This window comes from Paraburkholderia dipogonis (genome assembly GCF_042680985.1).
Taxonomy (GTDB): Bacteria; Pseudomonadota; Gammaproteobacteria; order Burkholderiales; family Burkholderiaceae; genus Paraburkholderia; species Paraburkholderia phytofirmans.
In genome coordinates, this window is the sequence record NZ_JBHUFR010000006.1 from 509,699 (window position 1) to 532,514 (window position 22,816).

Here is a 22,816-nt window from a genome sequence, read left to right on the forward strand (position 1 = left end):
TTTTTTCGAAGTGTCACGCCATGCTCAATTACCGGCATCTGTATTACTTCTGGATAGTAGTGAAAGAGGGCGGCTTCGCGCGTGCGGCCGAACGTCTCGATATGGCGGTGCAGACCATCAGCGCGCAGGTGCGGGAGCTGGAGAAATCGATCGGGCGGCAATTGCTGAAGCCGGCGGGGCGCGGCGTCACGATGACCGAAGCAGGCGAGACGGCGTTCAATCGCGCGGAGCAGATTTTTCAGCTTGGCGAGGCGCTCCTCGACGAGATGCGCGAGGCCGGTGGGGAAAGCGTGGCGCGCCTCGCCGTCGGTCTTTCCGACGGCATTTCGAAGCTCGCGGCGCATGCGCTGCTGGCGCCGGTGCTCGGCACGCCGTCGCTCAGGCTTTTATGTCACGAGGGCGAGCACGCGGAGCTGATGTCGGAACTCGCGCTGCATCGGCTCGATCTGGTGCTCGCTTGCCAGCCGGCGCCGCACAATGCCGACCTGCGCGTGCTGAGCCAGCGCCTGGCCGGTTCGCCGGTCGACTGGTACGGCCCGGCTGGGATCGTCCGCAAATCCGCGCGCGCGGGCTTTCCGCAGTGCCTCGCCGAGGTGCCCGTGCTTCTGCCGACCCGGCACGCCGCTTTGCGCGCGCGGCTCGACCGTTGGTTCGACGCGCAGGGCATCCGGCCGCACATCGTCGGCGAATTCGAGGACAGCGCGCTGATGGCGGTGTTCGCCGCGCGCGGCCTCGGCGTGTTTCCGCTCGCGGAACTCGGCGCGGAAGATCTGTCGCTGCTGCGGGGCCTGCGCTGGCTCGGCCGCGCCGATGGCGTGATCGAGGAGATTCACGCCATTCGTTCGCGTCGCGGGCAACATCACGGGCTCGCTTCTCAGGTGGTGGCCGGCGCGCGCTGATAACCGCGCATGACGCGCGACGGCAGCCCGTGACGGTTGGCGGCCGGCGTCAGGTCGGGCCCCCACGCATTCAACATGGCAGCGAGCAGGACGATTTCGCCGTCCGCCAGATAGTCGTCCGCGACCGTCACGGCGACACATAGGCGAATGACCTTGCGGCGCAACGTAGGATCGTCGATCTCGTCGATCAAGGTCGTGAGCATGGCCGGGTCGAGGCGGCCCACCGGCGGCGCGAACGACGGTTGCGCGACCGAGTGGTCTTCGCACAGCGTCTGCACGATCTGCTCGAATTGCGCGGGCGCGAGACCGAGTTCACCGGCAATATTCAATTTCTGCAGCACACGCTCTTCCGAACTGCACACGTGACCGTCCGAAGTGAGGGCCAGCGCGACGATGCGTGCTGCGGCTTGCGGGCTGTTACGCGGGTAGGTTCGCATGATTTTTTCCTTGGTGGACGATGTCCGTAGTGAAGATGAGCTCCAGTCTGCAATAGGTTCAGGATCGGATAAACCTGCTAATTGCGAAGGAAAGATTCGGAAAAGGCGAAGCTCGACGGGGTAATCGTGGATGGGTATTGGTTGCCTGCGCGGCTGCCGGTGCACGTCTCGCGTTCACTTTTAACGTTTGCAGTGTTTGATTACATCGCGGCGGCTTTCTATGTTGAAAGCTGCTCATAACGTCAGCCCGTGAGAATAGCCGGCGTTTCTTTCTCTTTTCCTCCGACAAATCACGGTGTCTCGAGTCCGCCACTCCATTGCGCGCCTCATGTCCGCCAGTCCGCCCAGCCTCCGGCAGCAGATACGTTTCTGTACCAGCAGCGACGGCGTGCGCATCGCCTATGCGAGTTCGGGCACCGGTCCGGTTATCGTCAAGGCTGCAAACTGGCTGAGCCATCTCGAACTCGATCTCAAGAGTCCTGTGTGGAGTCATCTGATCGAGGAACTGAGCCGCAAGCACACGCTTGTGCGTTATGACCAGCGCGGCTGCGGGCTGTCCGATCGCGACGTGGCCGACATTTCGTTCGAAGCCTGGCTGCGCGACCTCGAGGCCGTGATCGACGCGAGTGGCGTCGAGCGCTTCACACTGGTCGGGATATCGCAGGGCGCGTCGATTTCCGTCGCTTATGCGGTTGCGCATCCGGAGCGCGTGAAGCGGCTGATACTTTACGGCGGCTATGCGCGCGGCAAGCTCAAGCGGCAAGGCGGCGACTCGATGCGCGACGAGGCCGAAACGCTCGTCAAACTCGCCGAACTCGGCTGGGGTCAACAGAACCCGGCCTTCCGGCAATTTTTCACGACGCAGTTCATCCCCGGCGGCACGCCCGAGCAGCACCGCTGGTTCAACGAACTCGAACGCATGACCACCACGCCGAGCAACGCCGCGCGAATCATGCGGGTCTTCAATGAGATCGATGTCGTCGATCTGCTCGAACAGGTCACGTGCCCGACGCTCGTGTTGCATGCAAGCGGCGATGCCCGCGTGCCCTTCGAGGAAAGCCGCCTGCTTGCGGGACAGATTCCGGATGCGCGTTTCGTGCCGCTCGAAAGCGAGAATCATCTGCTGCTCGATACGGAGCCCGCGTGGCTGCGCTGGCGCGAAGAAATCAGAAACTTTCTGTCGGCCGATGTCGCCATCGATCCCGTGTTCGCCACGCTGACGCCGCGTGAGCGCGACATCGTCGAACTGATTGCGGGTGGACGCGATAACGCGCAGATTGCCGCGCGGCTCGCGCTCAGTGAGAAGACCGTACGCAATCACATCACGAGCATCTTTGCGAAGCTCGAAGTGGAAAACCGTTCACAGGCCATCGTGCTCGCCCGCAAGGCGGGCTTCGATTCGCCCGCGGCCTGACGACACCGCGCCCGGCTGGCCATCCGGGACACAGGTCCCCCTCGCACCGCACGACTCCGCGCTATTCGGCTCTCCGCCGGGACTGCGGCCTCATGCGCGCTGCGACCTCGATACGGACAATTCGATTCAGACGGTGACCCATGCGAACTCTCGCTGCGCCGCTCGAATCTCTTTTCCATCGAGGAGTCGTGCCATGAATGCCATCCAGGCCGAGTTGCCGTCGCAGCGTTACGCCAAATGTATTGAAGTGTCCCGCCGTATCCGTTGGGATATCGACCGCGACGTGATTCGCGGACGCCGCTTCGATCTCGCGCACAAGTTCCTGCCGGATGGCCTTACGGAAGTCGACCGGCTGCCGTTTCTGAACGCGGACGAACGGCGTTTGATGTCGCAAGTGCAGGGCCGTACCTACGCGAACATGTTCCGGCTGGTCGAGCGTTTCGTCGGCGCGAAGATGCTCGAAGTCGGCCGCGATCATGCTCTGGGCGATCAGATCGCGCTCGAAGCGGTCATGCGCTTCACCGAAGAAGAATTGAAGCATCAGGAACTGTTCCGCCGTCTGGAGTTGCTGGCCGGTGAAGACATGCCGGCGGGTTACCGCTTCATGCCGCCGACCGACGACGTCGCGAACTTCGTTCTCGGCAAATCGACGTGGGCCATTCTCGCTTTCACCTGCTGCATCGAGATCGTGACGCAAGTGCACTATCGCCAAAGCATGGAAACCGACGACAGCCTGTCGCCGCTCTTCAAGGACGTGTTTCTGTTTCACTGGAAAGAAGAGTCACAGCACGCGATCATCGACGAACTCGAATGGGTGCGCGACGATGCAAAGCTCGACGCCACGGCACGCGATGCGGCGATTGGCGACCTGATCGAATTGATCGTCGCGGTGGATGGTTTGCTGCAATTGCAGGCCGAGGCGGATGCGGCGTACTTTCTCGCCAATGCCGGGCGCGCGTTTACCAATCACGAACAGGCACGCGTGAAAGCCGGGGTGCTGGATGCGTATCGATGGCAGTACATCGTGTCGGGTGTCGAAGAGCCGCGTTTCTCCAAACTTCTCACGAGCCTGATCGACGTACGTCAGGGCGAGCGGTTAGGTGCGTCGCTCGCGCCGATCGTGCGGCGTAAGTTGAGTACTTTGATCGTGACTCAGATGTGATGGATTGAGTTGACCCGCCGGTCACCGGTGAAGCGCCCGGCTTCGCGGCGCCTCATCGGAGAACCAGGCGAACTTTGCTGATTTAAAGCGGATGAAGCTTGCCATTGAGGTCCATCGACCACTTCGAGCCATCGCCGAACGTGAGCACGCCATTAATGGCGTCGATATGAGTCGGCTTGCCGACAGGTTCTTTATCTTTTCCTCCAACCACGCGTGCCATGTCGGCAGAGGTCATTTCTTCGTTGCGATGCAGTTCGCCGATCTTCAGGTCTTTCATGACGTTCTCCTTGAGAAAATTACCTGGGTATGCGAGCACTTTTGTGTTTGCTCGCACACTCACACTGCACAGGACGTGCCATGCGTGCTTGAAAATCCTCAACGGGCTGATAGCAAAGGCGTTGCCGGCTTGAAGAGCTTGCGGCGAAGCTTTAAGTGATGCGGTAAACCCAACAGTCGAACTACCTGCTGTCTGTTGAACGACAACAGCTCCTGCACTGGCTAGTTTCTATTTCAAACGATCGTGGCCTCACGAATTTTGACGTGAGGACCCCTCGCGCGTTGCGTTGAACGCGGCAAAAAAAGAGCGTCGATCCAAAGAAGACCGACGCTCAAAAGGAGAACCCGCTGTCCACAGGTTCACACACACCGGAGCGCCATCAATGCATGGGCATGTCTTGCATGGCTGGCTGGTTGTTGTTTAGCGCGCTCTGCTGGGCTGCGTGCATGGCGGCTACTTTTCTTTCCGCTTCCTGAATATCGGCGGGATAGTCGCTTTCGTCGCCGCGAGACGGATCGTATCCGGCGGCTTCCAACTCCTCGAGTTCATGGCGCACTTCCGCGCGCGTGAGCTGATGCGTGCCGGGCGTGGCCGACGTCTGCGCATAGGCGCCGCTTGCCGTTGCCAGGAGGGTGGCGCTTGCAACGAGTGCGCCGGCTGCGGCGCGGACCATGAGACGGTTCAAAGAGGTCAGTTCCATGTCAATACTCCTCGATATGCGAGCGTAATGTTCGAACTCGACGTGAGCCGGCATCAGCACGCTCTGAACAGTTAAACCAGGGGAGTGGATGACTTATTCCCGCTAACGCGTTGAAAAAAGCGCGGGAATAATCACGCCGGATTCGACGTCTTGCAGTGCGTGAAGACACGAATTGGGGTGAGCAAAATGAACATCATCGATATGGCCCGTGAATCGGGAATGGCCGTTATCCTCGACGCGCGGATCGGCCGGGAGGAATACCACAGCGTATGCGGTTCGCTGTCGGCGCTGGAGAAATTTGCCGACGCTATCCGCCAGACACGGGTGAATCACAAAACGGCTAATGAACGGCGGCAACGGCCTCTCACGCGAGGCCTGAAATGAATCGAACGCGCATTGCGACCTGGAAGCCGCTGTATCCGGCAGACATGCTGCGAGCCGCCGGGCGCGCGCCGCTCGTGCCTTTTCGGCGGTCGCTAAGTATGGCTGGCCGCGCTGCGAGGGAATCGGCTGTTCATACTCTGCTGCGCCGCTGCCAACTCGTGTCCGGCGTGGTGCTGCTGGTCTATCTGTTCCTGCATCTGGTCAATCACGCGCTCGGGATCTGGTCGCTGGATCTTGCGGGTCGCGGTCTGACTCTGGCGTTGCGGGTGTGGCGCAGTGCGCCGGGAACGGTGCTTCTTTATGGCGCGTCGCTGTTGCATTTTTCGCTGGCGCTGCGAACGATCTACGGGCGGCGTCACTGGAAAATGCCGCTCACCGAATGGGTGCGCCTTTGGGCGGGATTGAGTTTGCCGCTGCTGCTGATCCGTCATGTGGTATCCACCCGGCTTGCCTCGTCGCTGTACGGATTCGAGCCGAACTACGAGCGCATCGTGATATCGCTCATCACTAGCGGCACGCAAGGTTTGCAGCTTGCACTGCTTGCGCCCGGCTGGCTGCATGGTTGTCTGGGACTGTGGCTGCGTATGCGCCATCGCGCGGGGGCGCGGCGCGCGAAACCTTTTCTGCTGGGGCTGCTCGTTGGGTTGCCCATGCTGTCCGCCGCGGGTTTCGTTCGAATGAAGCAGGCGGTCCTCGCACTCTGCATCGGGCCATTGCAGACCGATCCCAAGCTGGTCGCGCATCAACTTTCGCTCGATACATGGCGTCACAACATTCTGATGCTGTATCTGGCGTTGCTGATCGGCGCCTTTGTCGCGGGGCAGTTACGCAACTGGCGCGAACGCCGGCGGCTTCGGAAGGCGACGATGACCATCTGATCCGCCAGCGTTCGGCGCGTTCTATGAGGACTTGCTGGTCTGAGCCTAGTCCCGCTGAGTCCACCAGGTCGCAGCGGAGTGTTAGGCGTCAGCAGTCACATCAGGACGCCTGTGGCACTCGACCTGATCGCGGCCGTCGGCAACTCGAAGCGGAAGGTCGTGCCCGTTCCCGCCGTGTCGAGCAAACGTATCTGGCTCTGGTTCAATTGCAGCATGCGCTGGACGATCAGCAGCCCCAGCCCGCCGCCCCGATGTGCGCCGCCGGAGCTGAACGGGCGCTCGAACAGACCTTCGCGCTGCTCGGGCGGAATGCCGGGGCCCGTGTCGCTGACTGTCACCGACACCTTGCCGTCCTTGTGCGCGAGGTCCACCTCGATCGATCCTTCTGCGGGCGTATGGCGAATTGCGTTGTCGAGCAGATTCGTCAGCACGCGCTCGATCATGCCGAGATCGGCACTGACGTTCGGCAAACGTGGCGCAATATTCGCGTGCAACTGAATATGCCGTGCCTCGGCCGGCAATTCGAATTTCTGAAAGACGTCCTGCACCAGATCGACCAGCGAGAACTGTTCGAGCGCGGGTTGCACGTTGCCATGTTCGAGCCTGGCCAGTTCGAACAAAGCCTGCGCGAGCCGGCCCACCTTGACGCTTTGGGCGAGCGCGATCGCCAGATAGCGTTTGCGTTCCGTTTCGCCGAGCGTGTCGGACTTCAGTGAAAGCGTTTCGAGGTAGCCGTGCAGCGAGGTCAGCGGCGTGCGCAGGTCGTGCGAAATATTGGCGATCAGTTCGCGGCGCTGCTGGTCCTGGCGCGTCAGTGCGCGCCATTGTTCGCCGATGCGGTTCGCCATCTGCGCGAACGTCGCTTCGAGCACGGCGATCTCGTCGCGGCGGCCGGCCGGCGACGAACGCGGCACGCTCGGCTGGGTGTCGGGCTCGCCCTCGGCATCGAAACGGCGCATGGCGTTGGTCAGGCGCCGCAGCGGACGCGTGATCAGGCCGAATGCGGTCAGGCCGGCCAGCAATCCCAGCAGCGCGACCAGCGCCATCGACCACAAGGTGGTGCGCAGCACGGAACTGGCCGCCACGCGCGCGGCGAGCGCGTCGTGTTCCTCACCGAGCAGGACCACGTAGATATAGCCGGACGGCGCCTGTCCGCTCAATTGCAATGGTGCTGCGCTGAACACCTTCTTACCGTCGACGCTGCGCGGGTCGTCGCCGAGAATCGGCAGCGCGTCTCCCGCGATGAATTGCCGGATCGGCGCAAGATTGACCTGTTCGCGCTTGACGTGTCCCGCGGGCGCGTCGTCGCCTTTAATGTGCCCTTGATTGTCGAGCAGATACACCTCGACGCTCGGGTTCACTCTCATCAGTTGGCCGAATAGCTGCCGGACCGCGTCCGGCCGCAAGCCGTTGGCATCCATCAACGAGTTGCCATGAGCGATATGGTCGGCGAGATTGCGCGACAGGCTCTGTATGACTTCCTTCTCGTGCAGATCGCTCGAACGGATTTGCAGGAAGGCCGACGCGCCGCAGCATGCCAGCAGCAGCACGGAGAAAACGAGCGAGAGCCGCTGGGTCAGCGTCAGATTCACGATGGGTCCTTCGGTACGCCGGCTGGCTCGCCGGGCACGGCGAGCTTGTAGCCGCGTCCCCAAACGGTCAGGATGCGCTCGGGTTGAGCCGGATCGGCCTCGATCTTCGCGCGCAGCCGGTTGATATGAGTGTTGACGGTGTGCTCGTAGCCTTCGTGCTGATAGCCCCACACCGCATTGAGCAGGTCCATGCGCGAGAACACTTTGCCGGGATGCTGCGCGAAGTAATGGAGCAGGTCGAATTCGCGCGGGGTGAGCTCGATCGGCTTGCCGTCGACGGCGGCCTCGCGTGTCAACGGATCGATCGACAACCCGGCGATGCGCAGACTGCCGGCTTCGATTTTCGAGTCTTTCGCCAGTGCATCGACGCGCCGCAACAGCGCTTTCACACGCGCCACGAGTTCGAGCACGGAGAACGGTTTGGCGAGATAGTCGTCCGCGCCGAGTTCGAGGCCGAGAATCCTGTGCACTTCGCTCGACCGCGCGCTGGTGATGATGATCGGCGTATAGCGCGTCATCGCGCGGGCGCGCCGGCAGATTTCCAGTCCGTCGACGCCGGGCAGCATCAGATCGAGAATCAGCGCGTCCCAGCCGCCTTGCTCCAGCAGGCGCAGGCCTTCATTGCCATCTGCGCTGTGCACCACCTCATAGCGCTCGTCGCGCAAATGCAGGCTCAGCACGTTGGCGATGTCGACGTCGTCTTCGACGATCAGGATGCGCTTCGGATTGTCCATGGTGGGCTTGAGCCGCGTTTGGTGGCGTGGTTGAGGAGGAGGGCCGGGCGCGGCCGCCGGGAAAAGCGGCCATGCGCCATTGTGCAAAATTTCCGGGCAGCGAGTTATCACATTTAATTTAACTTTTCGTGAGGACTTCGACACCGGCGGCGCTCTAGGATGTGGGCACTTTCTGCAGTATCAGGTTTTGACTGAACTGTACGCCGGCTGCCGCCCGAGTCAGCGTACCCACTTTAACCGACCTATACGAACGTTCGGAACTGACATGTTACTCATCGTTCTCGCCTATCTCGGCGGCGCCCTTACGATTCTCAGCCCGTGCATCCTGCCGGTGCTGCCGTTTGTGTTCGCGCGCGCCGACCAGCCTTTCGTGCGCAGCGGCTTGCCCTTGCTGGCGGGCATGGCGCTGACCTTCGCCCTCGTCGCGACGCTTGCCGCCGTGGGCGGCGGCTGGGTCACGCAAGCTAACCAGTACGGCCGCTGGGTGGCGATCGCCCTGCTGGCGATCTTCGGACTGACCTTGCTGTTCCCGCGTTTCGCCGATCATCTGATGCGGCCGCTCGTTAGCGTCGGCAATCGCCTGTCGAACTTCGCGCAGGCCGATGGTCAGCAAGTCCGCGCTGGTTCGTCGTTTCTGCTCGGCATTGCGACCGGCCTGTTGTGGGCGCCATGCGCCGGTCCGATTCTCGGTCTCGTGCTGACAGGCGCGGCATTGCGCGGCGCAAGCGTCGGCACGACATTGTTGCTGGTGGCCTACGCGGCCGGCGCGGCGACTTCGCTGGCGGTGGCGCTGCTGATCGGCGGCAAGGTGTTCACGGCGATGAAGCGCTCGCTGGGCGCGGGCGAATGGATCCGCCGCGGCATCGGCGCATTGATGTTGTGCGGCGTGGCGGCGATCGCGCTCGGTTTCGACACCGGCGTGCTTGCTCGCGTCTCGACGGTTGCGACCGGTGGACTCGAACAGAGGCTCGTCGATAAGCTGTCGCCGAACGCGGCGCCGGGCAAAGCGCCGGTTGCAGGCAATCCGGCCGATGCGGCGCAGGGCGGCGCGATGATGCGCACCGCCGCTGAGGCGGCGCCGCTGCCCGTGGAAGGCGTGCTGCCCCCGCTGAACGGCGCGGTCCAATGGCTGAATTCACCGCCGCTCACCACGCAGGACTTGCGTGGCAAAGTCGTGCTGGTCGACTTCTGGACTTACTCGTGCATCAACTGCCTGCGCTCGCTGCCGTATGTCAAAGCGTGGGCGCAGAAGTACAAGGATCAGGGGCTGGTCGTGATCGGCGTGCATGCGCCGGAGTTCGCTTTCGAACGCAATATCGACAACGTGAAGAAGGCTACGCACGACCTCGGCGTCGACTATCCCGTTGCGATCGACAACAACTATGCGATCTGGCGCGCGCTGAATAATCAGTACTGGCCCGCGCACTATTTCGTCGATGCGAAAGGGCAGATCCGTTATCACCACTTTGGCGAAGGCGATTATGCGGAGTCCGAAAAGGTGATCCAGCAACTGCTGACCGAAGCGGGCCACGCGAATGCGTCGAAGGTCGCGCTCGGTCTTGCAAGCGGCGGCGCGCAGGGCGTGCAGGCCGCGGCGGACAACGCCGATATGCAATCGCCGGAAACTTACGTCGGTTATCAGCGGGCGGAGAACTTCGCGTCGCCGGGCGGGGAAGTGGCGGACAAGACGCACACGTATGCAGCGCCGTCGCAACCCGGCGTCAATGACTGGGGTCTCGCCGGTTCATGGAACGTTGGCGCGGAGCACGCCACGCTCGCGGCGCCCTCGGGACGCATCGTGTATCGCTTTCATGCACGTGACCTGCATCTGGTGCTCGGCCCGGGCAAGGACGGCAAGCCGGTGCGGTTTCGCGTAAGCGTCGACGGCGCCGCGCCCGGCGCGTCGCACGGTACCGACGTTGCCGCAGATGGCAGCGGCACCGTAACCGGGCAGCGCCTCTATCAACTGGTGCGGCAAACGGGCGAAGTCGGGGATCACACGTTCTCGATCGAGTTTCTGGACCCGGGCGTGCAGGCATTTGCTTTCACGTTCGGCTGAGCCGATGCAAGTGGCTCGACTCAACTCTTACTGACCTGAAGGATTGATCATGCGTACGATATCCACCAGCACAGCGTCGCTGCGCAAGCGCTTCTCCGTCACACGAATCATGGGCCTCGTCGTCGTTGCTCTGGGCGTCGTGGCCGCGCAGCACGTTGCGCATTCCGCTGAAGCCGCCACGAAGATCCCCGCGCCCGTGCAGGACGAGAAAGCCGCCGCGACGCATAGCGAGACGGCGGTGTTCGCCGGCGGCTGCTTCTGGGGCGTGCAAGGCGTGTTCGAACATGTGCGCGGCGTGAAGCAGGTTGCCTCGGGTTATACCGGCGGCGCGGCATCCACGGCGCAATACGAAACCGTCAGCGAGGGCGATACGGGACACGCGGAGTCGGTGCAGATCACGTACGATCCGACGCAGATCACATATGGCCGCTTGCTGCAGATATTCTTCTCGGTTGCGCACGATCCTACCGAGCTGGACTATCAGGGCCCCGACCACGGCACGCAATACCGCTCGGCGATTTTTCCGGTGAATGCGGCGCAGCGCGGCATCGCGCAATCGTATATTGCGCAGCTCGATAGCGCCCATGTGTTCTCGGCGAAAGTCGTGACTCGCGTCGAAGACTTCAAGGGCTTTTATCCGGCGGAGAGTTATCACCAGAACTTCCTCGCGCTCCATCCGGACTATCCGTACATTGCGATCAACGATCTGCCGAAAGTGAACGATCTGAAGCGGATGTTCCCGGATCTGTATCGCAACGATCCGGTGTTGTTTGCGACGGCGTCGCGATAGGACGTGGGGCGATGCGCCGCTGCCGTCTCGACTGTGGCCGCTGTCGTGGCCGCTCGAGGCGCGTCGCGACGCATTGGCCGATAGCGGCGCATGAGTCGACACGCGCACGAGGTGTACTTTTTCGATGATGCGGCTGTCTTCCCAGTCGTATATAACGGGCGGCTGCTGGAATAGCGGTCGTTCTGCGAAATCACGATCAGAGTTTAGGCTTGGCGCTTCAGGTCCGGCAGGATATCTCTATAGAAAATCCGGCGGAAAGTCGGGTGCTGGTCGGCGGCCACGATGATCGGCCAGAGTCGTCTGAGCAATGTGAACATTTCCGCAAGCGTGGTCTTCTCCTGCTATTAAAGTTTTATGGCGACGACATGGGCTGCGTCGTCGCGTAGCGCGGATCAGCGGCGTCGGCCGAGCAGCGTGGCGAGGATAGCCTGTCTTCGGTCAGGACAGCTTCGTGATGCTCACCTTTGCGGTGATGTTCTGCCGCGATTTTGGTAGTACGCCACAGCAATTTCGTAGGTGGTTTCGCTAGCTGGAAGAGATGGTGGGCATTGCGAAAAGCCAATGTAATTCGTGATGCGAAGTAAGTGCGAGATATCGAGAGTTAAAATGCGGGCCGGTCTGTTTGCTGAAGCGAATTGATTTTCTCTTAAAAAGGATGCGACACCATTTTTTTGCATTACATTTGAATTATCCGATATCGTCCGATAAGCGAGGAGACGCAGTTGCGCGCATTTGTACTACCATTATAAAAATTGCGCGAGCGACGAACCGGTCCGGGAAAACGCAGCTAATCTACTGACAAATCAAAGAATTACGTTTTCTCGCGTACCATGAGGAAGGGCTTTTCCATTCTGTACCGTTTGGAAAGACTATGGCCGGATGTTACGGAAATTTTTTGCGATTATCACTTATCGCCCCTCAACTGCCCACGTTACGCAGATGAAACGTTTATAATTCGTCTGCCAAAAGCTTCTGTAACTAATACCGGCGAGGTCGATCAGGTGCTGAGGGGCTGTAACAGTTACACCCACGATTGCTGCACTGCGATAGCTGCTGTCCGCGAGCGAAGCGAATTGGCGAACCAAGCGTTTTTTGGATTTCGCACCCGACTCGCGCAGCGAGGGCGACCTCGATCACTGTCGAGCCGACGGGTTCACATCAATAAGTGGCTGTCAACGGTAAGCGAAAAAACCCGGATTAATTTTTCGTCATCCTGAATTTTTTACTTCGCGCATATTGGTGCGAAATTTGTTTATCAAACTGAGGTGCACTGGCCTGTCAGTGTGAACCTCGCCAGATGTTCGAGTCGCGTCAGCGGCGTGCATTAACTCCTTGTGACGTTTTCCCGGTCTTGCGATCGGCGGGATTCTTCATGCCGGCGTCGACTGAGTCTCTCACGCAATCGGTGCGCGTTGCGCTCGATGGCCGCTGTGGAAGATATCGATGTAGTCATTGTTTGTGATTGTCGAACGATCGCGGCGCAATGAAATAGTAAGCATGACGTAATAAATAGAATGTTCGCCCGACGCCAGGAAAACATTTCGCCTACACCGCTGGTCGGTGACAAGTCGGAATGCGAGCGGAAGGCAGCGCGTCCACCACTGGATAGCGGCACATCAAAGCTTCATCAGCAATGAACGCGGTCAACGCGTTCTCAGGTTCACCTCTCTCTGGACTCAATAACGTCAAGGCGGGACGACTGATCGATCTTGCTGAATTTTCGGGGACAACCTGCTTTAGCGAAACATACGGACAATGACGAGATACTTGAAACTATTGGGCGTTGCATCAGCAACAGTGTTGGCATCGTTTGCCGCCGAAAGCGCGCAGGCCCAGGCAAGCACCATCACGGTCTCAGGACAGCAATACAAGTTGTGCGCGCAGGAGAATGGCAAGTGCTCATTCCTCGGAACGGGCTCGGTGGTGTTCGGTGCGGTTCCGCCCACGTCGCCGTCGGTGATGTTGACCGCGCCGCGTACGTTTAGCAACGGCGTCGGCTGTTATGTCGGCGCAGTCTCGCAGTCGGACCCCGCGTATGGGTACGGCAAGTCCTGTTGGGTTAAAGCGGTTGCCGCAACGCCGACCCCGACACCCACTCCGATGCCGACACCCACTCCGACGCCGACACCCACTCCGACGCCAACGCCAACGCCAACGCCAACGCCAACGCCAACGCCAACGCCAACGCCAACGCCAACGCCGAGCCCGACTCCGTCCCCCACGCCGGGCAGCTCGACCATGTCGTGCAGCACACCGACGCAAACGGCAGGCGGAAGCGCGAACGGCGTGATCAGCGCCGACACGCCGACCACCGACGGCCTGCGCGTTTTCCAGAACAACGCCCCGTTCAAACTGGCCATTACGACGAACGCGCCGAGCGCGGATACCGTCGTCTGGTCCGTTGCGGATTCCAATGGCGCGATCAAGACGCAAGGCAGTTTTGCAGTTAAGGCCGGCGTACAAACCAGCACGATTCCGTGTACGTCGACGTGGTCCGGCTATGGTGCGCTCACCGCCACTCTGCGTTCGAATGGCGGCACGCTGCCGAGAAGCGGCACGCGTCCGGTCGGCATCGCGACGTTCGGTGTGTTGCCGAATCTCAGTTCGGTGCTGGGCACCGTGACGTATGCGCACCAGGATCAGCACCGTTTCGGTATGCAGGGCTTCAACGGCAACATCGCCGCGCTGCACGCGCTGGGTATCTCGTGGACGATCGACGATCGTCAGGTATCGGCCATGGAACCCAACGGTCCCAATACGTACACGCCGAACGTGAACGACCTCGATCCGTTCTACAAGGCCAATCCTGATCAGATGCGTATCGTGCGTCTGGACGGACTGCCGGCGTGGGACTCGAAGACTGGTCAGTTCAACGACAGCTATTACGCGCCGTCGAACATGCCTGAGTTCCAGACCTTCATGAGCAAGGTCGGCACCGATACGAGCCTGATTCGCGCCGCCAACTACCCGAATCAGCAAAAGAACTACTATCAGGTAACGTGGGAACCGAGCCTCGGTTGGGCGGATAGCGACGCGAACTTCGTCGCCATGTACAAGGCTGCCTACGAGGGCATTCACTCGACCGATCCGAATGCGGTCGTGATGGGCACAGGCAATCCGTTCGCTTCCAATTGCGATACCTGCACGACCGGCTATCTGCAGAAGTTCGGCGCGCTCGGCCTGTGGAACTACATCGATGCGGTGGCGACGCACGGCTACTGGAATGCGGGCACGTACCCGGCTCATCCACCTGAACTGCAGGATTCCGATCCGAGCACGGCGAACCAGGCCAACGCGCTCGACAACCAGATGGCGCAACTGCGTTCGGTCATGCAGGCCGGCAAGCCGAACATGAAGCTCTTCTTCACGGAAGCCGGCGTGAGCTACGACCCGGGCCTCAACTACGGTCCGAATGTGCCGTCGCAGAACCAGTTGTTCGCGCATGCGGCAGTCGGCGTGCGAGCGCACATCATCGTGCTTGGCGGCGGTGCTCAGGTCACGACGCTGTTCTACGGTCCGGACTATCCGGGCGAAGTGGGATACGGCTCGTTCTTCGACCTGAACGACGCACAAGGCGCATTCGGTGCATCGAACCTGTCGCCGAAGCCTGAAGCGATGGCCTTCGCAACGATGACGCGGGTTCTCGACGGCACGAATACGCTGGGCCGGATCAAAAGCGCGCCCGCGGGAGTTTTTGCGTATGGGTTCCAGCAACTGGGCAACGGCAAGGTCGTGACCGCCGCGTGGACGCACAGCAATGCGCAGTGGCCGGCGAGCAACGGCACGTATAGCCAGACCTATTCCACCAGCTATTCGCTTCAGGTCGACAACGCCGGCACGTCGGGCAATGTGACGAAGATCGACGGTTACGGCAATGTCAGCACGGTGGCGTACACCAACGGTCAGGTCGCGCTGACGCTCAGTGAAGTGCCGCAGTACATCGTGTCGAACAACGCTACAGTTGCCAAGGCCAATGCGACTGTTCCGCTCGGTTACACCGGCCAGTAATTGGCTCGATAGGCGGTTCAACCACCGCTGAAAAAGATCGACGCGCCACCGATATGACAGGCGGCGCGTCGATTACGCATTCATGGTCATGTCGGTATCGGTACGTTGTGGCGCAATGTGTGCCGACGTCGATCGCATGCATGAAATCCGCCCGCACTCGCGGCGCGTAAAGGCGAGGAGAGCGGCCCGCACCGCGACGTCCTCTACCGTTCGCAACGCCCTACCGTTGCGCGTTCAAAACCTCGACACCCTTATCCGTAAAGAACGCGAGGCCTGCGCCGAGCATTGCGTATTGGCTCTTGATCACCGGCATATCATGCGGAACGACATCGCGTAGCGCCGCAAGATACTTCGGCGAGAAGATGCGATTCCAGTTGACAGCAAGCTGACTCGCCGAACCTATCATTTCGTGATGCGTCGCGCTCCAGTTCACCCGCAACGGAAAGTGAACAAAACGCGCGGCCTGCTTCGCGTCGCCCTTCAGTGCGGCGAAATAGAAGCCTTGAGCGCGTGCTTCAAACGCGTCGTCCGTTTCGTTGGTGATCATCCCGTAGCGGTGTCCCGTGTTCGCGTCCGCGAACGACATGCCTTCGAGGTTGAATCTAACCGGCAAAGTCTTCCCGCCGCCGTTCCAACTGCCGGCAAGTCCCACGCTATTGGAAAAATCGAGCGGCTGGGCGCCGTTCGATCCATTGCCGACGAAGTGCAGATTAAACCTGCCATTCGCTTCCTGCAGCGTCACATCGCTGCCTGATCGCTGACCGGTCAGTGCAATGTCCTTGAGGTAGCGGTAGTAGAAGTAATGCCCTTTGCCTATCGCATTCCCGTGCAAAACGAGCGTCATACCGACCTTCGCTTCACCGACCGTGCCAGAATAATCCACGCTGCTCGTGCTTTCAGACTGCGCGATGGCAGCGTGATTCACGCCCGTCGACAATCCAAAAGCTGCGGCGAGCATCGCGATCATGCGTCGCCGGGTCAGGCCATGAAGGCGCAATCGAGGTGTGTTCATGCGACATCCTGTTTTAGGAAGCGAAGAGGCTAGCATGAACAGCGCAGCTCGAAAATCGCGTCCGGGCACTCCGCAGCAAAGCGGCTGCGCTACGTTCGCGGATGAACGCCAGTAACGTTTCATCGACCCATCCGCCGGCCATAAATTCCAACGGTACGTGAGGGTCAGTGGAAATCGAGGCGGCATTCGCGCGACCCGCGCATTCCGGACATGGCATATTGGCGAAGCCAGTCATCAACAGGAGCACACCATGCGAATCCAGACCTCTTTCCTCTTCGATCTCGACGGGACGCTGGTCGACAGCGTCTACCAGCACGTGCTGGCCTGGAAAGAAGCGCTCGACAGCGAAGGCATTCCCTTGTCGGTCTGGCGAATTCACCGCAAGATCGGCATGAGCGGCGGGCTCTTCACCAATCAACTTCTTCGGGAAACGCACGGCGAAATCAGCGCCGACCGGGTCGAGCGTCTTCGCCAAGCTCACGCCGCGGCCTATCAGCGGTTGCGCGCGCAGGTGTGTCCGCTGCCGGGCGCGCGGGCGCTGCTCGACGCGCTGACGCAAGCCGGAACGCCCTGGGCCGTGGCGACGAGCGGCCGCATGGAAACGGCGGCGCTCAATCTGGAGGCCCTCGGGGTCGATCCGGCGAAGGCCGTGGTCGTCACGCGCGACGACGTCAAATACGCAAAGCCGGATCCGGATTTGTTCATCGCTGCCGCCGGGCGGCTCGGCGTACCGGTCGAACACACGGTGGTGGTCGGCGACAGCATCTGGGACATGCTCGCGGCACGGCGGTGCCGGGCGCTGGGCGTGGGTTTGCTGTCGGGCGGATACGGCACAGAGGAACTCGAGCGCGCCGGCGCGCTGCGGGTTTACGACGATCCGGCGGATCTGCTGGATCATCTGGACGAGGTGGCGTCGCGGCCGTGAAACGCGGTCCTTGATCGCGGATTGCCCGGTACGCATAAGCGCCGCCGTTGATCGCCGCGGCGACTTCGCGCGATCGAAGCCAAGGCCCTGTACTATATTGTTCAGCGGAAAACCGCCTTGGCGACCGGCGTGAGAGAATCCTGCCTATAAGCAAGTGCGAGGCGCAGCTGCATGTTCCATATGCGAACATGCGGGCCCGGAAGCGGCAAAGTATGGCGCGGCCATGCGGCCGATGGCGAAGGCAGCGGGTCTGTATGCTCGAGGGCCACCGCGCCGCATCGTGCCGTGCGGGTTGCTGTGACCTGCGGCTGGCGGTCTGCCGCGGTTGTCCTCCAGCGGGGGCGTGACGAACCACGTGAAAATATGAACAATTTTATTCGACCACCTGTTTTCCATCCGTCGACGGTTGTCTTCGTGGATGACAACGACAGCTATCTCGACGCGCTGCGCCGTTTCTTTCCGGACAGCGCCACCAATCTGTTTTTTACGCGGCCGCAAACCGCGCTTGCCTTCATCCGTCAGCACGCTCGCAAGAATTCGCTGGAGTTCGCGCCGGCGTCGGCCTGTGTGAGCGAGACGGGTTTTGAGCGCTACATGGAAACCGCGGCGGAACGGGATATTCTGGCCCGCGGCTCCCGTTTCGCGGAAGTCGCGGCGGTGGTGGTGGATTTCGACATGCCGGGCATGAACGGCGTGGAATTCCTCTCGTCCATCTCCAACCTGCGCTGCGCGAAAGTGCTGCTGACCGGCGTCGCGGACGAAACCGTCGCGGTCAAAGCCTTCAATGCGGGAATCGTCGATTTATACCTGAGAAAGACGGATACCGACTCCGCCAACCGGCTGGCCCATTTCCTGAAGGATGCCAAGGCGAGGCACTGTTCGGAAGGGGGCTGGCTCGCGTTGGGCGAGAACGGCCTGACGTATTGCGACCCGCGCACGCGTAAAGTGATCGACGAGGTGGTGGCCGCGAACGGTATCGTCGAGTATTACTGGCGCCCGGAACAGGACGCCATTCTGATGTTCGATCGCGCCGGCAACCCGAGCGTTTTCGTCGCGTGGGCCGAGAACGACTGGATCTCGCAGGGCGAAATCGTCGCGGACGAGGATGGCCCGGCCGACCTTCTCAAGCAAATGGCGGTGCGCGAGGTGATGCCGATCTTCTGGCCGAACCTGGCCTATCGCTCCGGCATGACCGTCAGGACGCTGACCCCGCGCACCATTCCGGGCTGGGACGACGTGTTCTATTGCTGGACCCCGATCGACAAGGCCGACGTGGGCATGGACCTGTTGACGTTCGCGCAATGGCGGAAGGACCGGACTCGCTAAAGTCTGCCGGGACGTCAAGCCACATGTACGCCATTCCGACTGCTTGCGTGTCCGCGATGTTCGTGGTGTTCGGCCTATACGTACTGATTACGCAAGGCGCGACGCGTTTGTTCACGCCGTTCATCCTGATGTGCGTCTCGACCTTCGCGTGGCAAGGCGCATGGACACTGCTGTTCCAGACGGACAACCCGCACACCGCGGACCTGCTGGTCAGGGGAGGCTATCTATTCATTCTTTTTCTGCCGACAACGTTCTACCACTTCGTGACGGAGGTGGCGGCGCAGCGCCGCGAGCGGCCGATATTGCTGGCGTCGTACGGCCTATGTTTCGTCCTCGCGATACTGCTTCCCGGTAACGAAGTGGTGGCGGGCTATCAGCATTTCTTCTTCGGCTACTATCCGGTCGCCGGGCCGCTGCATCCCTTGCACGTGGTGCAGACCGTGCTGCTGGCCGGCCGCAGCGCGCAGCTTCTGCTCGCCGCGCGCCAGAAGGCGGAGGGCGACGCGCGGCGGCGCCTCGATCTGTGTCTGGCGAGCCTGTGTCTGTACTCGTTTGCCGCGATGGACTACGCGGTTAACTACGGCTTCGGGTTCTACCCGCCGGGCGTCCTGTTCATCGGTCTGAGCCTCGGGCTTCTGGCGATCACCATCGTGCGCTATCACCTGATTCACCCGTATGCCGTGGCGGCGACCATTGCGCACGAAATCTCGACGCCGCTCGCCACCATCGGCATGCACGCCGACGAAATCGCCAGCGTGTGGGGACATGTGTTCAAAGGATACCGAACAGCCGTTACGCACGGGCTGTATGAGGATCACGACGAGGTTGGACAGTCCGAGCGCATCGGTCAGCTCGCGACGGCGATCCGGCGCGAAGTGTCCGGCACTAGCGCGATGGTCGAGATGGCGCTCGCGTCTTTCACGCTCGATCGTCTGGACCGCGGCGACTTCAGCCGGCATTCGGTGCATCAGTGCGTGATGTCCGCGCTTGAACGGTATCCGTTCAGCGGCGACGAGCGCGAGCGTGTCACGGTGATGCCCATCGACCTCGCCATGTCTTTTTCGGGCTCGGATACGGTCGTGGTTTTCGTGCTGTTCAACCTGCTGAAAAACGCGTTGCATGCCATTCGCGTGGGCGGCGACGGCGAGATTACGATCAGTGCCGTTCAGGATCAGGACTTCTGCGTACTGCAATTCCGCGACACCGGGCCCGGCATCGCGCCCGACGTCCTGCCCTATATCTTCGACGCGTTCTTCACGACCAAGCGGCACGGCAGCGGTGCGGGCATGGGACTCGCGTTCTGCCGTCGCGCGACGGAGCTGCTGGGTGGGAGCATCGAGTGCAGTTCGATACGCGGCATTCACACGACCTTCACCGTGCGCTTGCCGGCGCCCGATACGCCCGCCGATCGCGCACTGCGCAAGACGCCGGCGCGTTTGCCTCGCTGGAGTCAGGGCCAATGAAAGGGGCCCGCAGGTTGAAAGCGATGGCGGTTGCCACTGACTATCCGGCGGCCTGAACTCTGAACGCTGAACCCTGAGCCCGTGCTAGCGACCGGCCGCGGACGACGCCGGCGTCGCATGGGCAGACAAAAAACGGCACACCTCTTCGTGGAGCCTCTGTACGCCCGGGCTTGATTCAATGGCGCGCCAGCATCCATGTACGAGTCCGGCGCCGATCAGAAGCCGCGCCTCGCCACCGGCCGCGTTAATACGCTCGGCGAAAACGCGCGCATCGTCCCTCAATGGGTCATGTTCGACGCCGATCGCGAGCGTCGGCGGCAGGCCGTCGTAGCGCGTCGTGTCGAGCGGGATCGTCCACGCGGGGTAGGGCGGGTGGGTACCCCAATACAAATCGCGGAACGCATGGACGTCGGTTAGCTTGAGCATCGGCGCGTGTGCTTCGCTGTCGCGCGCGGGCAATTGCGGGTCGGTGCCGAGCATCGGATAAACCAGCGCGAGGCCGCTTATGCCTTGAACCGCGTCGTCGCGCAGCCGCATCGCTACGCTGGCCGCGAGCGTGGCGCCGGCGCTGTCGCCCGCCAGCTGCAGCGGTGCGTCGGCATGCAACTCGAACGGCAAGCGCCCTGCCAAGGCGGCGAGCGTGACTTCCATGCAATCGTCATGCGCGGCCGGCGCGGGATATTCGGGAGCCAGCCGGTAGTCGACCGCGATCACGTCAAGACCCGTGTCCGCGGCAAGGCGCGCGGTCACGAGCTGATGGCTGTCCAGCGAGCCGAGCACGAAGCCGCCACCGTGAAAATACAGCACGGCACCACGCGTCGCCTCATGATGCCGTGCACGGTTCCGGTACAGCCGCAGCGCGATCGAATGACCCGCGCCGGTGTGGAACTCGGCGTCGCGAGTCACGACGTCATCGGGCAATGCGGGTGTGACCGCCGCCGCGTACTGGTCGTAGATTTTGCGCTGTTCAGCCGGCGTCAATGAAGTCGAATGCCCCGGATAAATCGCGGCGGCTCTTTCGATGAACGCGGCCATCTCTGGCTCAAGCATGTCCACCTCCACTCGGCTTCGTTTTCGCGGGCAAGCCGATCACTCGCCCGGCAAACGCGGCGGGCGGCAGTGCGGCATGCGCGTCGGCCAATGTCCGCACGTGTTCCGCGACGTCCGGATCGAACGCGGCGGCGCGTGGGCCGCCGGTATCCACGTGCAGCAACATCTGCTCGCCTGCTGCCACCGGTTCGCCGCCATCGCCGGCGAACATCTCGAGGTACAGATGCAGTCGCTTCGCATCGTGACCGAGCACGCGCATGTCGACGCGCACCTGCGCGCCTTCCTTGATCTCGTGCAGATAGTTGATATGCGCTTCGAGCGTGTAGATCGAGCGCCGGCGTTCCTTGCGCACGGCGTCCGGCAAGCCGATCAGGTCGATCAGGGCGTCGGTCGCGAAGCTGAAAATCAGCATATAGAACGCGTCGCGCAGATGGCCGTTGTAATCGACCCATTCGGCACGCACCGTGTCGCGATAGCAAGGCAGGGCAGCGGGTTGCGGCATCGGTAAGTTGTCTCCGTTGTTCGTATCAAAGTCGCTGACCGCGCGCCGACCGTGGCGATGTTCGAAGGACGGCCACGCGAGATTCACCGCATCGGCACCGGATTCGCGAGATAGACGCGGTACCGTCGATGAGTCAAACCGCGCGCAGCCGGAGCTTGGCCCGGATGGCGCGCCATCTGCGCCTTCGGCGGCCTCCGTTTCTTCCGAAGGCCTCCACGTGATCGCCCTCAGTCGGCCGGCTGCATTCCATGCCGTGCCTTCGCCTCCGCAATCGCCGTCAGTACGCTCGTAATGCAATCGTCCCGGTAGCGTTCGAGCTGTTTGATCGAGCGCGGCCCGACCTGCTCGGCGGTGCCGTCCACAACCCGGTCGATCAGTTCATCCGTGAGCTTCGGCGCCACCAGTTTAGTCCACGGCAGCTCCAGCGCGGGGCCGAATTGCTGCATGAAGTGGCGCATGCCCGCGTCGCCGCCCGCCAGCGTGTAGGTCAGGAACGTGCCCATGAACGACCAGCGGATGCCCGCGCCGAAGCGGATCGCGTCGTCGATTTCGCCGGTGGTCGCGACGCCTTCGTTGACCAGATGCAAAGCCTCGCGCCACAGTGCTTCGAGCAGGCGGTCGGCGATAAAGCCCGGCACTTCCTTGCGAACTCGCAGAGGCCGCATCGACAGCGCGCGATACACCTGCAGCGCGGCATCGATGGTTGCGGGCGCAGTGCCCTCGCCGCCCAGCACTTCGACGAGCGGCAACAGGTACACCGGATTGAACGGATGCCCGACGATGCAACGCTGCGGATTCACCGCCCGAGCATAAAAATCGCTCGGCAAGAGGCCCGACGTCGACGAAGCGATGATCGCATCGGATTTCGCCGCGCGGCTGATCTGTTCGTGCAGCGAGAGCTTCAATTCCTCGCGCTCCGGCGCGCTTTCCTGAATGAAATCCGCCGGCTCGACGCAGGCTTCGATCGTATCCACGAAGCGCAGCCGCTCAGGCGACGCACCCGCGGCCAGCCCTACGCGATGCAGCGCCGGCCACGCGTTCGCGACGTTCTCGCGCAACTGCTTTTCCGCCCCGGGCGCCGGGTCCCACGCGATCACGTCGAGTCCGTGCGCGAGCGCGCGCGCCACCCAGCCGCTGCCGATCACGCCCACGCCGATTGCCGCGAATGTTTTGATATCGACGATCACTGCCATTGCTGATGTTT

The 22,816-nt window shown here is 61.8% G+C and carries 21 protein-coding genes; 11 read left to right on the top strand and 10 right to left on the bottom strand.

The features are described 5' to 3' along the window. The first annotated feature begins 20 nt into the window (after positions 1 to 20). Positions 21 to 899 carry a LysR family transcriptional regulator gene (locus ACFSNN_RS06960; protein ID WP_134459561.1) on the top strand — a complete coding sequence of 293 codons (879 nt, stop codon included), beginning with the start codon at positions 21 to 23 and terminating at the stop codon, positions 897 to 899. Here the strand turns inward: ACFSNN_RS06960 and ACFSNN_RS06965 are convergent. Beyond that, entirely contained in the window at positions 875 to 1,336 is a 462-nt protein-coding gene (locus tag ACFSNN_RS06965) for a TerB family tellurite resistance protein (protein ID WP_134459558.1), read from the bottom strand. The genes ACFSNN_RS06960 and ACFSNN_RS06965 overlap by 25 nt on opposite strands. A gap of 328 nt (positions 1,337 to 1,664) precedes the next feature. On the opposite strand from ACFSNN_RS06965, the gene ACFSNN_RS06970 reads away from it, so the two are divergent. Both ACFSNN_RS06970 and ACFSNN_RS06975 read left to right on the top strand, forming a co-directional pair. Continuing rightward, positions 1,665 to 2,750: an alpha/beta fold hydrolase gene (locus tag ACFSNN_RS06970; RefSeq protein WP_134459555.1), complete on the top strand. Its 1,086-nt coding sequence runs from the start codon at positions 1,665 to 1,667 to the stop codon at positions 2,748 to 2,750. A gap of 193 nt (positions 2,751 to 2,943) precedes the next feature. Further along, positions 2,944 to 3,912: a hypothetical protein gene (locus ACFSNN_RS06975; protein WP_134459552.1), complete on the top strand. Its 969-nt coding sequence runs from the start codon at positions 2,944 to 2,946 to the stop codon at positions 3,910 to 3,912. An 82-nt stretch (positions 3,913 to 3,994) separates the two neighbouring features. On the opposite strand, the gene ACFSNN_RS06980 is transcribed toward ACFSNN_RS06975, so the two are convergent. Then, positions 3,995 to 4,189, bottom strand: coding sequence for a hypothetical protein (locus ACFSNN_RS06980; protein WP_134459549.1), 195 nt, complete (start codon positions 4,187 to 4,189; stop codon positions 3,995 to 3,997). Between the two features lie 379 nt (positions 4,190 to 4,568). After that, positions 4,569 to 4,889, bottom strand: a complete 321-nt coding sequence (locus tag ACFSNN_RS06985; RefSeq protein WP_134459546.1) for a DUF4148 domain-containing protein — start codon at positions 4,887 to 4,889, stop codon at positions 4,569 to 4,571. Positions 4,890 to 5,075: 186 nt separating this feature from the next. Here ACFSNN_RS06985 and ACFSNN_RS06990 point away from each other — a divergent pair, with 186 nt between their 5' ends. Both ACFSNN_RS06990 and ACFSNN_RS06995 read left to right on the top strand, forming a co-directional pair. After that, positions 5,076 to 5,273 (top strand): hypothetical protein, encoded by a 198-nt coding sequence (locus ACFSNN_RS06990; protein ID WP_134459543.1) that lies wholly within the window; start codon positions 5,076 to 5,078, stop codon positions 5,271 to 5,273. 98 nt (positions 5,274 to 5,371) lie between these two features. Next, a complete protein-coding gene (locus ACFSNN_RS06995; protein ID WP_134465464.1) occupies positions 5,372 to 6,151 on the top strand; it encodes a hypothetical protein in 780 nt (259 codons plus the stop codon). Positions 6,152 to 6,246: 95 nt separating this feature from the next. Here ACFSNN_RS06995 and ACFSNN_RS07000 read toward each other — a convergent pair whose 3' ends face one another. After that, positions 6,247 to 7,743: a HAMP domain-containing sensor histidine kinase gene (locus ACFSNN_RS07000; RefSeq protein ID WP_134459540.1), complete on the bottom strand. Its 1,497-nt coding sequence runs from the start codon at positions 7,741 to 7,743 to the stop codon at positions 6,247 to 6,249. Next, positions 7,740 to 8,477: a response regulator transcription factor gene (locus tag ACFSNN_RS07005; protein ID WP_134459537.1), complete on the bottom strand. Its 738-nt coding sequence runs from the start codon at positions 8,475 to 8,477 to the stop codon at positions 7,740 to 7,742. The genes ACFSNN_RS07000 and ACFSNN_RS07005 overlap by 4 nt, the downstream gene beginning before the upstream one ends. A 265-nt stretch (positions 8,478 to 8,742) precedes the next feature. Between ACFSNN_RS07005 and ACFSNN_RS07010 the strand changes: the two genes are divergently transcribed. Then, positions 8,743 to 10,536 (top strand): cytochrome c biogenesis protein DipZ, encoded by a 1,794-nt coding sequence (locus ACFSNN_RS07010; protein ID WP_134459534.1) that lies wholly within the window; start codon positions 8,743 to 8,745, stop codon positions 10,534 to 10,536. 49 nt (positions 10,537 to 10,585) lie between these two features. Further along, on the top strand, positions 10,586 to 11,326 hold the full coding sequence (gene msrA, locus ACFSNN_RS07015) for a peptide-methionine (S)-S-oxide reductase MsrA (protein ID WP_134459532.1): 741 nt from the start codon (positions 10,586 to 10,588) through the stop codon (positions 11,324 to 11,326). Positions 11,327 to 13,062: 1,736 nt separating this feature from the next. On the opposite strand, the gene ACFSNN_RS07020 is transcribed toward msrA, so the two are convergent. Next, positions 13,063 to 13,314: a hypothetical protein gene (locus ACFSNN_RS07020; RefSeq protein ID WP_244322873.1), complete on the bottom strand. Its 252-nt coding sequence runs from the start codon at positions 13,312 to 13,314 to the stop codon at positions 13,063 to 13,065. Positions 13,315 to 13,564: 250 nt separating this feature from the next. On the opposite strand from ACFSNN_RS07020, the gene ACFSNN_RS07025 reads away from it, so the two are divergent. Further along, positions 13,565 to 15,334, top strand: coding sequence for a glycoside hydrolase family protein (locus tag ACFSNN_RS07025; protein ID WP_244322872.1), 1,770 nt, complete (start codon positions 13,565 to 13,567; stop codon positions 15,332 to 15,334). A 220-nt stretch (positions 15,335 to 15,554) separates the two neighbouring features. On the opposite strand, the gene ACFSNN_RS07030 is transcribed toward ACFSNN_RS07025, so the two are convergent. Further along, positions 15,555 to 16,346 (bottom strand): hypothetical protein, encoded by a 792-nt coding sequence (locus tag ACFSNN_RS07030; protein ID WP_134459526.1) that lies wholly within the window; start codon positions 16,344 to 16,346, stop codon positions 15,555 to 15,557. 250 nt (positions 16,347 to 16,596) lie between these two features. Here ACFSNN_RS07030 and ACFSNN_RS07035 point away from each other — a divergent pair, with 250 nt between their 5' ends. The 3 genes from ACFSNN_RS07035 (at position 16,597) to ACFSNN_RS07045 (ending at position 20,060) form a co-directional block, all read left to right on the top strand. Further along, entirely contained in the window at positions 16,597 to 17,271 is a 675-nt protein-coding gene (locus tag ACFSNN_RS07035) for an HAD family hydrolase (protein ID WP_134459523.1), read from the top strand. A gap of 363 nt (positions 17,272 to 17,634) precedes the next feature. Next, positions 17,635 to 18,597 (top strand): response regulator, encoded by a 963-nt coding sequence (locus ACFSNN_RS07040; protein WP_012426393.1) that lies wholly within the window; start codon positions 17,635 to 17,637, stop codon positions 18,595 to 18,597. Positions 18,598 to 18,620: 23 nt separating this feature from the next. Continuing rightward, on the top strand, positions 18,621 to 20,060 hold the full coding sequence (locus ACFSNN_RS07045) for a sensor histidine kinase (RefSeq protein WP_134459520.1): 1,440 nt from the start codon (positions 18,621 to 18,623) through the stop codon (positions 20,058 to 20,060). A gap of 84 nt (positions 20,061 to 20,144) precedes the next feature. Here ACFSNN_RS07045 and ACFSNN_RS07050 read toward each other — a convergent pair whose 3' ends face one another. The 3 genes from ACFSNN_RS07050 to ACFSNN_RS07060 all read right to left on the bottom strand — a co-directional run bounded on the left by ACFSNN_RS07050 (position 20,145) and on the right by ACFSNN_RS07060 (position 22,805). Beyond that, entirely contained in the window at positions 20,145 to 21,110 is a 966-nt protein-coding gene (locus ACFSNN_RS07050) for an alpha/beta hydrolase (RefSeq protein WP_134459517.1), read from the bottom strand. Then, entirely contained in the window at positions 21,103 to 21,612 is a 510-nt protein-coding gene (locus ACFSNN_RS07055) for a thioesterase family protein (protein ID WP_134459514.1), read from the bottom strand. The genes ACFSNN_RS07050 and ACFSNN_RS07055 overlap by 8 nt, the downstream gene beginning before the upstream one ends. 227 nt (positions 21,613 to 21,839) lie before the next feature. Continuing rightward, entirely contained in the window at positions 21,840 to 22,805 is a 966-nt protein-coding gene (locus tag ACFSNN_RS07060) for an L-carnitine dehydrogenase (protein WP_134459511.1), read from the bottom strand. Positions 22,806 to 22,816: the final 11 nt, after the last annotated feature.